Genomic DNA, 13,944 nt, shown 5'->3' on the forward strand with positions numbered 1-13,944 from the left:
CCCCGCGCCTCAAACTCCCCCAGCTACCGCTGGGAGGTACCCCCAGCGAGGCTGGTAAGGGGACAGCGGGGCTCCGCCCCGGACCCCGTACCGCCGCTCCGCGACGGTCGCCTCAAACGCCGGCGGGGCTGGTAAGGGCGCAGCAAGGCTAGGCATGCCGGGCTGCGCCCCAGCAGGGGCACGCCGGGGCGGAGCCCCGGCACCCACGCCAGCCCTACAGTGCCCGCCGCGCCGCCCCGATCGCCGACGGGTCCCAGCCCGGGCGGGGGACGGATTCCAGCAGCAGCCGGGTGTAGGGGTGTTGGGGGGCGGCGAGGACGTCCGCGGTGGGGCCGCGTTCGACCACCGCCCCCCGCCGCATCACCACGATCTCGTCCGTCACGCACCGGACCACCCCCAGGTCGTGGGTGATGAAGAGGTAGCCGATCGCGGTCTGCTCCCGGATGTCCGCCAGCAGGTTGAGGATCTGCGCCTGTACCGAGACGTCGAGCGCGGCGACCGCCTCGTCCAGCACCAGCACGGCCGGCTCCACCGCCAACGCCCGTGCGATCGCGACGCGTTGGCGCTGGCCGCCGGAGAGTTGCCGGGGCAGCGCGTCGGCGGCCCGGGTGCCCAGGCCCACCTGGTCCAGGAGTTCGCGCACCCGGGCGGCATGGTCCCGGCCGGGGAAGTGCAGCCGCAGCGTCTCCCGCAGCACCGACTCGACGCTCGTCCGCGGATCCAGCGACAGGTAGGGGTCCTGGAACACCATCTGCACCTCCCGCGCCCGAGCCAACCGTCCGGCCCGCCCCCGGCCACCTGCGGCCCGGACCAGCCCCCGGCCGCCCTCGGACGCGCCCCGGCCCCGGTCCCCCCGGGCCCGCCCCCGCACCAACACCTCCCCCGCGTCGGCCCGTTCGAGGCCGACCACGATGCGGGCGGTGGTCGTCTTGCCGGAGCCGGATTCGCCCACGATGCCCAGGGAGCCGCCCTCGGGGAGGGTGAAGGAGACGTCGTCCACGGCCCGGACCGCGCCGTAGGACCGGTGCAGGCCCCTGACCTCCAGTACGTGCTCGGTCGGCTCAGGCATCGACGGGGCTCCCTTCGAGCAGGTCGCTGTGGTGGCAGGCGGCCCGGTGGTCGGGGCGGCCGGGGGCCGCGGCCGGCTCCGGGGCCTGCCGGGTGCAGAGCTCGGTGGCCAGGCGGCAGCGGGCGGCGAAGGCGCAACCGGTCAGCGGCTCCCGCAGGTCCGGCGGCTGTCCTTCGATGGCGGCGAGCCGGCCCCGGGGCCCGTCCATCCGCGGGGTGGAGGCCAGCAGCGCGGCGGTGTACGGGTGCCGGGGCCGGGCGAAGAGCTCCGCGGCGGGCCCGGTCTCGGCGATCCGCCCGGCGTACATGACGTAGACCCGGTCGCTGATGGCGGCCGCCAGGTCGAGGTCGTGGGTGACGAACAGCAGCCCGGTGCCGAAGCGTTCGCGCAGCCCGGCCAGGAGGGCGATGACCTCGGCCTGGCTGGTGACGTCCAGCGCGGTGGTGGGCTCGTCGGCGAGCAGCAGGGCGGGGTCGCCCATGAGGGCCGCCGCGATCACCACGCGTTGCAGCATGCCGCCCGAGACCTGGCCGGGGTACCGGCGCAGGACGCCGGCGTCGAGTCCGACGGCGGCGAGCAGTGCGGTCGCCCGCGCGGTGGCCTCGGCCTTGCCCATGGCCCCGGTGAGGGTGACGCTCTCGGTGAGGAAGTCCCCGATCCGGCGCAGCGGGTTGACCGCGGCGCGGGGGTCCTGGAAGACCATGGCGGCGGTGCCGGCCCGGACGGCCCGCAGCCGGCCGGCGTCCATGGCCAGGACGTCCTCGCCGCCGACCAGGACGCTGCCCTCGACCACCGCACCGGGCGGCAGCAGCCGCAGCGCACTGCGGGAGGTGATGCTCTTGCCGGAGCCGGATTCGCCGACCAGCGCCACGGTCTCGCCCCGGTCCACCGTGAGGTCGACGCCGTCCAGGACGGGGCGGGCGGTGCCGGGCAGGGTGATCCGCAGCCCCTGGATCTCGAGGGTGCTCGTTCCCTTCGTCGGATTCATCGGTCCCTCCTGGCGACCCGGTCGGCCCAGCGTTCGCCGACGACGTTGAAGGCGACCACGGTCAGCACGATCACGGCACAGGGCAGGATCGCGGAGAGCGGGTAGCCCTGCTGGATGGCGGTCTGGCCGTCGAAGACCATCCGCCCCCAGTCGGGGGTGAGGGCCGGCACGCCGAGCCCGAGGAACGACAGTCCGGCCAGGTCCATCAGCGCGTACCCGAAGTTGATCGTCGACTGGGCGAGGACCACGGGGGCGATGTTGGGCAGGACGTGCCGCAGGCAGATCTGGAGCGCCGAGTGCCCCTGGACCTGGTACGCGCTGACGTACGGGCGGGCCCGTTCGGCGAGCACCAGCGAGCGGGTGAGCCGGCTGACGTACGGCAGGTACGCCACGGCCAGCGCGAGCACCGGGGCGGTCAGCCCCTCGCCGTAGACCGAGATGATCAGGATGGCCAGCAGCATGCCGGGGAAGGCGAAGACCAGCTCGGTGCTGCGGGAGAGCAGCGAGTCGAGCCAGCCGCCCCGCCAGGCCGCGGCGGTGCCGACGGCCACGCCCGCGACGGTGGAGAAGACCACCACGCCGAGCGGGCCGAGCAGGGAGGTCCGGGCGCCGAGCAGCAGCCGGGAGAGGGTGTCGCGGCCGGCCGCGTCCACCCCGAGGGGATGGCCGGCGGAGGGTCCGGCGAGGGCGCCGCCCAGGTCCACGTCGTTGGGGTCGTGGGGTACCAGCCAGGGCGCGAGCAGCGCGGCGAGCACGACCAGGCCGACGAGGGCCAGGCAGACCAGGTGGAGCGGGGTGCCGGCGGCGCGGATCCGGGCGAGGCCGGGCCGGCGGGTCAGGACGGCGGTCATGCGGCGGCGCTCCTGGTTCCGAGGGTGACCCGGGGGTCGACGAGCGGCAGGAGCAGGTCGACGACCAGGTTCACCGCCATGAAGAGGGCCACGATGATCAGGGAGATGGCCTGGACGGTCGGGAAGTCCTTGGTGGTGGTGGAGAGTTCGAGGAGCTGTCCGATGCCGCCGACGCTGAAGGCCGTCTCGACCAGGATGGTGCACACGAGCAGGGTGGAGACGATCAGGCCGCCGGTGGTGAGGACGGTTCCCAGGGAGTTGCGGAAGACGTGGCGGCGGATGACCTGGCGCTCGGGCACGCCCCGGCTGCGGGCGACGGTGACGTGCTCGCTGTCCAGGGCCTCGAGCATGGCGGACCGGGTGACCCGGGCGAGCATGCCGATCAGGTAGAGGGCGAGGGCGACGGCCGGCAGGGTGAGGTGCCAGAGCTTGTCGCCGAGCCCGTCGCCGGCCCCGCTGCTGGGGAACCAGCCCAGCTTGACCGCGAACAGGCCCTGGAGCAGCACGGCCGCGACGAAGGACGGGGTGCCCACCGCGAAGGTGGTGGTGACCAGCACCGCGGAGTCGGTGGCGCCGCCGCGGACGGCCGCGGTCCGGCCGAGGAGGAGGCCGACGACCGCCACCACGACCAGCGCCATCAGCACGAGCAGCAGGGTGGTGGGGAGCCGGTCGGCCAGGAGCCGGGAGACCTCGGTGCGGTAGGTGATGGAGCGCCCGAAGTCGCCGTGCAGGACGTCGCCCAGCCAGTGCAGGTAGCGGACGAGGAAGGGGTCGTCCAGGTGGTACTGGGCGTTGATCGCGGCCAGCGCCTCCGGGGAGGCGGACCGGCCGGCGAGCAGGAAGCTCGCCGGGTTGCCCGGGGCCAGGTACATGGCGCCGAAGACCACGAAGGACGCGGCCAGCAGGGTGGCCGCCATCTCGGCCAGCCGGCGGGCGGCGAAGCGCAGGAAGCTCACTGGGCGGCCCCCACGTCCGCGGCCCACGGGTAGTACATGTACGCGATGGTGGTGGGGGCGCCGGTGATCCGCTTGTTCTGGAAGAGGGCGGTGGGCCACTCGGCGACCGGGATCCAGAGCAGGTGCTCGGCGGCGTGGCGCTGGAGCTTCGCCTCGATCTCGGCCCGGGGGCCGGCGGCGTAGGCGGCGGAGGCCTGGTCGACGAGCCGGTCGTAGCCCTTGTCGCTGTAGCCGGCGAAGTTCATGTACGCGCCGGTCTTGAAGTTCGACAGCAGGTCGAGCGGGTCGGTGATCGAGTCGTAGTAGGTGAGCGGGAACATGTCGATGCCCTCGCGTGCCTGCGGGTCGGTGAAGAGCGCGGTGAAGGCGTTGGGCGCGATGGTCTTGAGCCGGATGTCGAGGCCGATGCGGGTGCCGGCGGCCTGGACGGCGGTGGCGAGCAGCGAGACGTCCTGGCCGATGGAGCTGGTGGCCACGGTCAGGGTCTTGCCGGTGGCGCCGGCCTCCTGGATCAGCGCCTTGGCCTTGGCCAGGTCCTGGCCGGTGGGCGGCAGCCCGTCGAAGGCAGTCTTCAGGGTGCGTTCGGGGGCGCCGAGCCAGGCGGCGCGGGTGGTGAGGGAGTTGGTGACGGTACCGGCGCCGCCGAGGCCGGCCTTGACGAAGCCCTGGCGGTCCAGGGCCAGGGAGAGGGCCCGGCGGACCCGGACGTCGCCCAGCGGGCCCTTCATGTCGGTGATGTTGACGTTGACGGTGCTCAGGCCCTCGCCGAACCAGAGGGTGCCCACGCGGCTGTCGCGCAGCCGGGCGTAGCTCTCGGTGGGGATGAGGTAGCCGCCGTCGACCTCGCCGCTGAGCATCGCGTTGGTGCGGGCGGAGGGGTCGGTGAGGATCCGGAAGACGGCCTTCTTGGACTGCGCCTTGCGGCCCCAGTAGCCGTCGAAGCGGTCGAGCTCGATGGACTGGCCCTTGGCCCAGGTGCCGAGCGTGAAGGGGCCGGTGCAGGCGAGGCCGCCGGCGGTGCCGTAGTTCTTGCCGGCCGCCTGCACGCCCGCCTTGGACGCGACGACGCCGGCGGCGGTGGCCATGTACTGCGGGAACTGCGAGTCGGGCCGCTTGAGCTTGACGGTGACCTGGAGCGGGCCGGTCTTGGTGACGGCGGCGACGTTGCGGAAGACCTGGGCCCAGGCGGCGGCGTTGTCCGGGTCCGTCTGGCGGCCGAGGCTGAAGACCACGTCGTCGGCGGTCATGGTGCGGCCGTCGTGGAAGCGGACGCCGGGGCGCAGGTCGTAGACCCAGGTGAGGGGGTCCGGGTTGGTGGCCTTGCGGGCCAGGCCGGGCTCGGTGGTGAGCTCGGGGGTCCAGCGCATCAGGCTCTCGCACACGTTGGACAGGACGGTGTTCTGCGGGTAGTCGAAGGCCACCGTGTAGTCGAGGGTGGGCGGTTCGGCGTACAGGGCCCAGGTGAAGGAGTCGATCTCGCCGCGGGCGGCCGGTGTGGAGGCCGAGAGGTGCACGTCGCTGACGCCACCGCCCTTGCCCTTGGGCGGCCCCGCACAGGCCGTGAGCAGGGCGAGCGAGGTCAGGACGGCGGTGGCGGCCGCGACGGCGGGGCGGCCGGGCCGGCGCGGGGCGCCCGGGCGTCTGCCCGGCCGGGGCGGGGAGGTGGTCATCGTCGCGCTCTCGATTCCGTGAGGGAGGCGGGGGGAGGAGCGGGCGGACCGCCGGGCGGGGCGGTCCGCCGGGTTCGGCCGGTGCCCCGGTCAGGCGGTGGCGGCGGGGATCTGCTGGGTGATGCAGTGGACCCCGCCGCCGCCGTAGGCGATGGCGGCGGCGCGGACGCCGACGACCTTGCGGCCGGGGTAGGCGGTGCCGATCACGGCGAGGGCGTCGTCGTCCTGGGGCTCGCCGGGCACCGGGACGACCACGCCGCCGTTGGCGACGTAGTAGTTGAGGTAGGACACCTCCACGCGGGTGCCGGCGACGTCCGCGTAGCCGGTCTGCGGGAGGTCGATGATCTCCAGGCGGCGGCCCCGGGCGTCGGTGACGGCCTCCAGGACGGCCCGGTTGGCGCGCATTCGGGCGTGGTCGGGGTGGTCGGGGTCGTCGGGGAGGGAGACGACGACCTTGCCGGGCGCGGCGAAGGCGGCGACCCCGTCCACGTGGCCGTCGGTCTCGGTGTCCAGCAGGCCGCCGTACGGCAGCCAGATGACCTTGGTGACGCCGAGGCGGGCCTTGAGCTCGGCCTCGATCTGGTCGCGGCTCATGCCGGGGTTGCGGTTGGGGTGCAGCAGGCACTGCTCGGTGGTGATGAGGGTGCCCTCGCCGTCGACGGTGACGGCACCGCCCTCGAGGATCATGGCCGAGGGGATCCGCTCGATGCCGAGGTGGTCCAGCAGCAGGGCGCTGATCCGGTCGTCGGCGTCGTAGGGGTGGTGCTTGCCGCCCCAGGCGTTGAAGCGGAAGTCCACGCCGGCCCGGCGGCCCTCGCCGTCGAGGACGAAGATCGGGGCGCTGTCGCGGAACCACGAGTCGTCGAGGGGCAGCTCGATGACGGTGACCTCGGGGCCGCAGTGGTCGCGGGCGGCCTCGCCGTGGCCGGGCGGGGCGACCATGGTCACCGGCTCGAAGGCGGCGATGGCCCGGGCGACCTCGGCGTACTCGTCCTTGACCTGGGCGAGCGCGCTGCCCCAGAGGTCTTCGCGGGTCGGCCAGGCCATCAGAGCGCCCTGGTGCGCGGACCATTCGGCGGGCATACGGAAATCAGCCATCACGTGTCTCGTTTCTTTCGCTTGCGGAGTCTTCCCCACGCTGAAAATCCAGTCAAGGGAGGGGCCTGCGGGAACGGAGGGGCCGCGGCGGGCGGCGGTGGCGGCCCGCACGGGCCCGGAGGAGCAGTGCGCCGTCCGGACTTCCGGAGCCGGGGCCGGGCTCCCAGAGCGGGGCCGGGCCGGATTTCACTGTGTCACTGACTGAATTTTCAGTCAAGAGATCGGACGGGATGCGTCCCGGAAGGTGCCGGGGGTACGGCGGAGGGCGTGCCGGAGGAGGACCCGGGGTGTCCCGGGCCCCGCCGGTCAGGTCAGCCGGAGGCCGGACAGCTCGGCGTCGACGGCCCCGCGCATCAGCTCGCGCGCGTGCCCGATCTGGATCCCGCCGCTGAGCCACCGCATGCTGAGGCCTTCCAGCAGGGCCGTCAGGCGTTCCGCCGCGGCGGCGAGGTCGGAGGCCGGCGCCATCGGCTCGACCTGGCCCAGCAGCGCGGCGACCTCCTGGACCCACACCAGGGTGGCCCGGGCCAGGTCCTCGCGCAGCACGGTGTCGAAGACCGCGCTGGCCCGCAGTTCGCCCCAGGCCGAGCTGTTCTCACGGACCTCCACGGTGTCCTGGAGCTCCAGCAGCAGCGTCTCGTCCAGCTCCTCGCGGGCGGTGAGCGGCGGGGCGTCCGGGTCCCGGTCGGTGGTGTAGCGCTCGGCTCGGTCGTTGATGAACTCGAGCGTCTGGCGCAGGACCCCGGTGCGGTCCTTGAAGTGGTAGTAGATCAGGGCGGTGGAGACCCCGGCCTCGGAGGCGAGTTCCTCCACGCGCAGCCCGCGGACCCCGCGCCGGGCGATCACCCGGGCGGCCGCTTCGAGGATCTGAGTGCTGCGAGACGCCATGACCCGCACCCTACCTGGGCGTTCCGGTACGGGTGTACGCGGCCCGTCACCGCGCGTGCGGGCGGGTACGGCGGACATCAGCGCACCCGGGCGGCGGCGGGGAGCAACCGGGCGCGGGTGCCGGACCGGAGCGGGCTGCGCCGGGCGGTCGAGTGGGATACGTGCACGGAGGGCTCCCTGGTGCGGAGGGTGGCGATGACCGGCATCCTTGCGTTAACTGAAAATTCAGTCAAGAGCTGGACGGCAACTCGTCCGCGGACCGGGCAGCCCGTGGCACCGACCCGTCAGTCCGCCCGGTACCGCTCCAGCTCGATGGCGACCGGGCCCGGGGAGCCGTTCGCCGGCACCAGTCGGACCACCGCGATCCCGCGCCGGTCGGGGCTGCGGACGCAGAACGCCCGGTCCCCGCCCAGCTCGTCCAGGGGCAGACCGGCCGCCGGCCGGGTCTCGATCCCGTGCAGGCAGCCGGCCACGGACAGCTCCGGACCGTCGGCGACGAAGGAGTCCGACTCGTCCGAGGGCACCAGTGAGCGGCCGTCCGGGGCGAGGTACCAGGAGGCCGTATCGGCGGGCACCACCCGGCCCGCGGCCAGGTCGAACTCGTAGCCGTCGTCGGGGGCGGTGAGCTCCACCGGGGCGCCCGCCGGCCGGTAGGAGGCGGCGGCCGGCCCCGGGCCCGTGTCCGGCTCCTGCGCACCGCCCCCGCCGGGCACCAGGTCCAGGCAGTAGGCCACCGCCCCGCCGGCCGCCAGGGCGACCGCCACCGCCAGGAGCACGGCCGGCAGCCGTCGGCGGCGCACCGCCCGGCGCCCGGACGCGGGCGCCGGGACCCGGGCCGGCGCGGCGGGCCCGGGCGTCGCGAGCAGCGTGGGCGGGTGCGCCGCGGGGCCGGCCGGCGCCGGGGCCGCGGGCCGGTCCAGCTCGGCACGGACCGCCCGGGGCAGCCAGTCGCCGTCGAAGCCGGCCCGGGGGCCCACGGCCGGGTGCGCGCGCACGTACGCGATCAGGTCGGCGGCACCCGGGCGGGCGGCCGGCTCCTTCGCCAGGCACCGGGCCACCAGGCCGGACAGCTCCGGTGGGAGCCGGGAGAGGTCCGGTGCCTCGTGGACCACCCGGTACAGGGCCCCGGACTCGGGCCCGCCGCCGAAGGGGGGCGCCCCGCCGGACAGGTAGGCGGTGAGCGCCCCGAGCGCGAAGACGTCGGTGGCGGGGGTCACCGGGTGGCCCAGGGCCTGCTCGGGGGCCATGAAGGCGGCGGTCCCGATCCGCAGCCCGGTGCCGGTGAGGGCGACGGAGTCGGCCGCGTGCGCGATGCCGAAGTCGATGACCCGGGGCCCGTCCCCGGCGAGCAGGACGTTGGCCGGTTTGAGGTCGCGGTGCACCACGCCCGCCGCGTGGATGGCCTGGAGGGCTTCGGCGATGCCCGCGACCAGCAGCAGCACCGTGCGGACCGGCAGCGGGCCGTGCCGCTGCACGACCTCGTGCAGCGAGGGGCCGGGCACGTAGGCGGTGGCCAGCCAGGGGGTCCGGGCCGCCACGCCGTGGTCGACCACCTGGGCCGTGAACAGGCCGTGGATCCGGCGGGCGCTGGCCACCTCGCGGGCGAACCGCTCCCGGAACTCCGGGTCCGCCGCGTACTCGGCGCGCACCGCCTTCAGCGCGATCGGCCGGCCGCCGGGCGTGTGCGCCAGGTAGACCACCCCCATCCCGCCGGCGCCGAGCCGGGCGCGCAGGCGGTACCCGCCGATCTCGTGGGGGTCGTCGGCGGACAGCTCCGCGGGGGCGGGCCGGGGGCTGGTGGGCTGAGCGGACATGCGGTGCTCTTTCGACGGGGCGGCAGGTGACCGGATCGCATCGTCTCTCTAACTAAATTTTCAGTCAATGTGCGACCATGCCAGCCGCGACTTCGCCAGGAGGGATTCAGAGAGTGACGGACATGACGGATGCACCGGACCGCAGACGGGCCATCCTCGAGGGGGCCGCCCGGGTCATCGCGCGGCGGGGCGTCCGGGGGCTGCGGGTGGCCGACCTGGCGGCCGAGGCGGGCGTGTCCACCGCCCTGGTCTACTACCACTTCAAGGACCGGCGGGGGATCCTGCGCCACGCCCTGGCCTTCATCGGGGACCGCGCGGACCGGTACACGGCCGCCGCGGAGGAGGGCCCGGCGGTCCGCCCCGCCGACCCCCGCGAGCTGCTGGAACGCACCTTCCTGCTGGAGTTCCAGGATCTGCCCGAGGTGCGCGAGAACAGCACGGCCTGGGGGGAGCTGCGGGCCCACACCGTCTTCGACCCGGAGCTGCGGGAGGAGTTGGCCGCGGCCGGCGCCGCCTGGGCGGCCGAGGTGGCGGAGCTGCTGGGCGCGGTCCGGCCGGCCGCCCCCGCCGGGGCCGTGGCGGCCGCCGCCGAGCGGCTGACCGCACTGCTGGAGGGGCTGAGCGTCCGCTGGCTCAGCGGGTTGCTGCCGCTGCGGCACGCCCGGGAGCTGATGCGGGAGGCGGTCCGGGTGGAGGTCGACCGGCTCGGCCCGGACCCCGACGCCACCCGCCGAGATGTTTGACTGAATTTTCAGTTAGTGCCAGAGTGCTGGCAGGACGGGGCCGGACGCGCTCCTTCCGCCAGCCCATGATCGGAGTCACCCGTGTCGAGCCTTCCCCCCACCCGCCGGACCGCCCTGCGCACCGTCGCCGGCCTGGGCGCCCTCGCCTTCGGAGCGGCGGCCTGCAGCCCCGACAGCGGCTCGGTCCGCTCGAGCGCCCCGGCGGGCTCCCCCCGGCCGGCCACCGTCCCGGAGCGCCGGCTGGGCGCCGAGTGGGAGAGCCACACCCGGACGTTCATGGCCTGGCCGGCCGTGGCGGCCGGGGTGTGGGAGGAGGACCTGCCCTACGTCCGCGAGGACATCGCCCGCATCGCCCGCGCGGTCGGGAAGTACGAGGCCGTGGTGATGATGGCCCGCCCGGACCAGGCGGCCGCCGCCCAGCGCGCCTGCGGCTCCGACGTGGAGGTCATCGAGCTGGCCGTGGACGACCTGTGGGCCCGGGACACCGTCCCGGTCTTCGTCGAGCAGGCCGGGAAGGTGGTCGGCGTCGACTTCAACTTCAACGGCTGGGGCAACAAGCAGCTGCACGGCAACGACGCCCAGGTCGGGCGCAATCTGCTGCGCCGTTACGGGATCCCCCGGGTGCAGGCGCCGCTGGTCGCCGAGGGCGGCTCCTTCGAGACCGACGGCCAGGGCACCCTGCTGGTGACCGAGAGCTCGATCGTCAACGACAACCGCAACAAGGGGAAGTCCCGGGACACGGTCGAGGCCGAGCTCAAGGCGACCCTGGGCGTCCAGAAGGTCATCTGGCTGGCCGGCGTGCGCGGCCAGGACATCACCGACGCGCACGTGGACAGCCTCGTACGCTTCACCGAGCCCGGGGTGGTCCTGCTGGACCGGGCCGCGCCCAACACCCCGCCGGACTCGTGGTCCCGCTCCGCCGACCAGGCGAAGTCGGTCCTGTCGAAGGCCACGGACGCCCGGGGCCGGCGGTTCGAGATCGTCGACCTGCCGCAGCCGGACCTGAACGAGATCACCGGCCGGGGCGACGACTTCGTCTCGACCTACGCCAACTTCTACGTCGCCAACGACGCGGTCTTCATGCCCCGCTTCGGCGACCGCAAGGCCGACGCGCGGGCCAAGGGCATCCTCCAGGAGCACTTCCCGAACCGGGACGTCGTCCAGGTCTCCATCGACACGATCGCCTCGGGCGGCGGCGGAATCCACTGCTCCACCCACGACCAGCCGGGCAAGCCCGCCGCCTGACCGGCTCGGCCGGACGTGAGCCCGGTCACCCCCCGGCCCGCCGCGGCCGGCGGTACGTGATCATGACGCGGATGGACTCCCAATTCCTCGGCATCGCCGAGCTCTCCGAGACCCCGTCCGTGGCGGTGGTCGTGGACGTCATGCGCGCGTACACGGTGGCCGCCTGGGCCTTCGCCCGGGGCGCGGAGCGGATCGTGCTCGCCGGCTCGCTGGACGAGGCCCTGGCCCTGAAGTCCCGCCATCCGGACTGGGTGGCGCTCAAGGACGGTCCGCCCGCGCCCGGCTTCGACGCCGTCAACTCGCCCGGCCTGCTGCGCTCGGCCGACCTGGGCGGCCGGACCGTCGTCCAGAAGACCACGGCCGGAACGGTGGGCGCGCTCGCGGTCGCGGACGCGTCGCTGGTGCTCTGCGCGAGCTTCGTGGTGGCCGGGGCCACGGCACGGGCGCTGCGCGGCCGCCCGGACGAAGCGGTCACCTTCGTGGTCACCGGCGAGGACGGGCGGGCCGAGGAGGACCTGGCCTGCGCGCGGTACATCGCCGGGCTGGCCGCCGGGGCGGCGCCGGACCCCGCGCCGTTCGTCCGGCGGGCCGCCGGTTCGCGGGCGGCCGTGGAACTGGCCACCGGCGTCCGGCAGGGCGTCCACCCCGACGACGTGGCGCTCTGCCTCGAGGTCGACCGGTTCCCCTTCGCCATGGTGGCGGCCCCGGAGGACGCCCTCATGGTGCTGCGGCCCCGCGCCGTGCCCGCGGCCTGAGCCGCACCCGCCGGCCGCGCGCGCGGACGCCGGAGAGGCTGCTGCCTCTCCGGCGTCCGCGGTGTCCGGCGGCCCCGGGGCCCGGGACGCCCGGCTCAGTGGCCGAGCTTCGCCTTCAGGTTCTCCTTCAGCTGCTTCTTGATGTCGTTCTTCTTCACGGTGCCGCCCTTGCCGCTGGCGTCCCCGCTCACGGCCGTCGCGTCACCGGTGTTGATGGCGTCGGCACTGGCGTCACCGGAGGTCGCGTTGCCCGTGGTGATCGTGCACTTGCCCTTGCAGTTGCCGACACCCGTGCTGGCGGCGCCGGAGGTGGCGGTACCGCCGACGGTGGTGTTCTCGGCGTTGGCGTCACCACTGGTGCCGATGCCGTCGGCACTGTCGCCCCGGACCAGGGTGACGGCGTGCTGCGGGGCGGCGGCCGGGGCGGCCATCGCGGTGGCCGGGAGGGCGATTCCGCCACCGACCAGCAGCAGCGAGGAACCGGCGAGGACGACACGGCGGGTAAAGGAAAGCTCGAACATCGGAATTCTCCATTCGGGATGTGAATAAGGGGGTGCGAGACGTCCCGCGCAATTCGTGGGGGGACGGTCCTCCGACCTCTTGTTCCTCCGGGAGTTCCCGGTGAGGGCGTACTCCAAATAAACCCTGCGGCGGCTCCCCGGTCACGCCACTGCAATACGTGGCTTGACGCGTTCTCCGGATCTTGGTAAACGCCGGAAGGGGTTGGCCCGAAAGGCCCTGCCACGCCTCCCCGGAGAGTGGCGCGAACACGCCGCGCGCAAGCGGTTCCCGCCCGGCGGGTGATCCACGCGCTAGCGTCGACCACCCATCGGCCCCGGGGTTTCCCGGTGTGGCCACAGGCGAAGACTTCGCACAAGAATCCCGGAGAATTCCGATGAACCAGCGTTCTTGGACCCGTCGTATCGTGCTGGCCACGGCCTCCGCGGCCCTGACCCTCGGCGGCGTGGCGCTGCCGGCCGCCGCGTACGCCGCGCCGCCCGTCCCGTCGTACGCCGGCGCCCTCCGGCTGGCCGCCGACGGCCTGGCCGCCGACGAGGACGGCCGCTGCGCCGGCCTGTGCGCGGACAGCCTCAACACCGCGCTCGAGGGTGCGCCCGCGGTCTGCGAGGGGATCTGCCTCGGGAGCACCAACACCGCCGTCGGCAAGCGCGCGGCCGGGATCTGCCGGGGGCTGTGCCGCGACAGCGTGACCACCGGCGTGGGCAGCGGGTCCTCCGGCGAGTGCACCGGGCTGTGCGGCGACAGCACCACCACCGCGGCCGGCAGCGGCGCCTACGAGCTGTGCACCGGCCTCTGCCAGGGCAGCACCAACACGGTCCACACCGAGGACGTGCTGGTCCCCGGCGTCCACACCGCCGACTCCACGAAGGGCGACAAGGACGCCAAGCAGGGCAAGGGCGGCTCCGCCACCGCGACCAGCGGAAACGCCAACGCCGAGAACACCACCGTCGGCGGCACCGCCACCAGCGGCAACGCCAACACCGGCGTCGGCACCTGCATCGGCCGCTGCACGATCACCACGGGCAACGCGACCACCGGCAACGCCAGCGCCGACGCCACCAACACCGGCAACGCGACGGCCACCAGCGGCGCGGCCTCGGCCGTGGCCGGCTGAGTCCGGCCGGGACTCCCCCGCACCACCCGCCCGGACCGGTCCGGGCACGCACGGACGGACGCCGGAGAGGCCTTGGCCTCTCCGGCGTCCGTCGTGTGCGGCGGTCCGGGGTCCCCGGGGCGGCGCCGGCTCAGTGGCCGAGCTTGGCCTTCAGGTTCTCCTTCAGCTGCTTCTTGATGTCGTTCTTCTTGACCGTGCCGCCGGTGCCGTGGGCGTCGCCGCTCACCGCGG

At 74.3% G+C, this 13,944-nt stretch carries 13 protein-coding genes; 4 read left to right on the forward strand and 9 right to left on the reverse strand.

What is annotated here, in order from left to right; all coding sequences use genetic code 11:
- Window positions 1–214: 214 nt before the first annotated feature.
- From AB0O40_RS35565 to AB0O40_RS35600, 8 genes are all read right to left on the reverse strand, one after another.
- On the reverse strand, window positions 215–1,069 hold the full coding sequence (locus AB0O40_RS35565; protein WP_365050001.1) for an ATP-binding cassette domain-containing protein: 855 nt from the start codon (window positions 1,067–1,069) through the stop codon (window positions 215–217).
- Complete coding sequence (locus AB0O40_RS35570; protein ID WP_365050003.1) at window positions 1,062–2,057, reverse strand: ABC transporter ATP-binding protein; 996 nt, start codon at window positions 2,055–2,057, stop codon at window positions 1,062–1,064. Before AB0O40_RS35570 ends, AB0O40_RS35565 begins: the two co-directional genes overlap by 8 nt.
- A complete protein-coding gene (locus tag AB0O40_RS35575) occupies window positions 2,054–2,908 on the reverse strand; it encodes an ABC transporter permease (RefSeq protein ID WP_365050005.1) in 855 nt (284 codons plus the stop codon). Before AB0O40_RS35575 ends, AB0O40_RS35570 begins: the two co-directional genes overlap by 4 nt.
- Window positions 2,905–3,864 carry an ABC transporter permease gene (locus AB0O40_RS35580; RefSeq protein ID WP_365050007.1) on the reverse strand — a complete coding sequence of 320 codons (960 nt, stop codon included), beginning with the start codon at window positions 3,862–3,864 and terminating at the stop codon, window positions 2,905–2,907. Before AB0O40_RS35580 ends, AB0O40_RS35575 begins: the two co-directional genes overlap by 4 nt.
- Window positions 3,861–5,534 carry an ABC transporter substrate-binding protein gene (locus AB0O40_RS35585; protein ID WP_365050009.1) on the reverse strand — a complete coding sequence of 558 codons (1,674 nt, stop codon included), beginning with the start codon at window positions 5,532–5,534 and terminating at the stop codon, window positions 3,861–3,863. Before AB0O40_RS35585 ends, AB0O40_RS35580 begins: the two co-directional genes overlap by 4 nt.
- 90 nt (window positions 5,535–5,624) lie before the next feature.
- A complete protein-coding gene (locus tag AB0O40_RS35590) occupies window positions 5,625–6,632 on the reverse strand; it encodes an agmatine deiminase family protein (protein WP_365050011.1) in 1,008 nt (335 codons plus the stop codon).
- 306 nt (window positions 6,633–6,938) lie between these two features.
- Complete coding sequence (locus tag AB0O40_RS35595; RefSeq protein WP_365050013.1) at window positions 6,939–7,520, reverse strand: helix-turn-helix domain-containing protein; 582 nt, start codon at window positions 7,518–7,520, stop codon at window positions 6,939–6,941.
- A gap of 284 nt (window positions 7,521–7,804) precedes the next feature.
- Window positions 7,805–9,334: a serine/threonine-protein kinase gene (locus AB0O40_RS35600; RefSeq protein WP_365050015.1), complete on the reverse strand. Its 1,530-nt coding sequence runs from the start codon at window positions 9,332–9,334 to the stop codon at window positions 7,805–7,807.
- Between the two features lie 122 nt (window positions 9,335–9,456).
- On the opposite strand from AB0O40_RS35600, the gene AB0O40_RS35605 reads away from it, so the two are divergent.
- The 3 genes from AB0O40_RS35605 to AB0O40_RS35615 all read left to right on the forward strand — a co-directional run bounded on the left by AB0O40_RS35605 (window position 9,457) and on the right by AB0O40_RS35615 (window position 12,077).
- Window positions 9,457–10,077 carry a helix-turn-helix domain-containing protein gene (locus AB0O40_RS35605; protein WP_365050017.1) on the forward strand — a complete coding sequence of 207 codons (621 nt, stop codon included), beginning with the start codon at window positions 9,457–9,459 and terminating at the stop codon, window positions 10,075–10,077.
- A gap of 81 nt (window positions 10,078–10,158) precedes the next feature.
- Window positions 10,159–11,322, forward strand: a complete 1,164-nt coding sequence (locus AB0O40_RS35610; protein WP_365050019.1) for an agmatine deiminase family protein — start codon at window positions 10,159–10,161, stop codon at window positions 11,320–11,322.
- Between the two features lie 71 nt (window positions 11,323–11,393).
- Entirely contained in the window at window positions 11,394–12,077 is a 684-nt protein-coding gene (locus tag AB0O40_RS35615; protein ID WP_365050021.1) for a 2-phosphosulfolactate phosphatase, read from the forward strand.
- A 95-nt stretch (window positions 12,078–12,172) separates the two neighbouring features.
- Here AB0O40_RS35615 and AB0O40_RS35620 read toward each other — a convergent pair whose 3' ends face one another.
- A complete protein-coding gene (locus AB0O40_RS35620) occupies window positions 12,173–12,598 on the reverse strand; it encodes a hypothetical protein (RefSeq protein WP_365050023.1) in 426 nt (141 codons plus the stop codon).
- Window positions 12,599–12,972: 374 nt separating this feature from the next.
- Between AB0O40_RS35620 and AB0O40_RS35625 the strand changes: the two genes are divergently transcribed.
- Window positions 12,973–13,713 (forward strand): hypothetical protein, encoded by a 741-nt coding sequence (locus AB0O40_RS35625; RefSeq protein WP_365050025.1) that lies wholly within the window; start codon window positions 12,973–12,975, stop codon window positions 13,711–13,713.
- Window positions 13,714–13,944 lie beyond the last annotated feature (231 nt).

The sequence above is a fragment of the Streptomyces sp. NPDC089919 genome (genome assembly GCF_040684615.1).
Classification (GTDB): domain Bacteria; phylum Actinomycetota; class Actinomycetes; order Streptomycetales; family Streptomycetaceae; genus Streptomyces.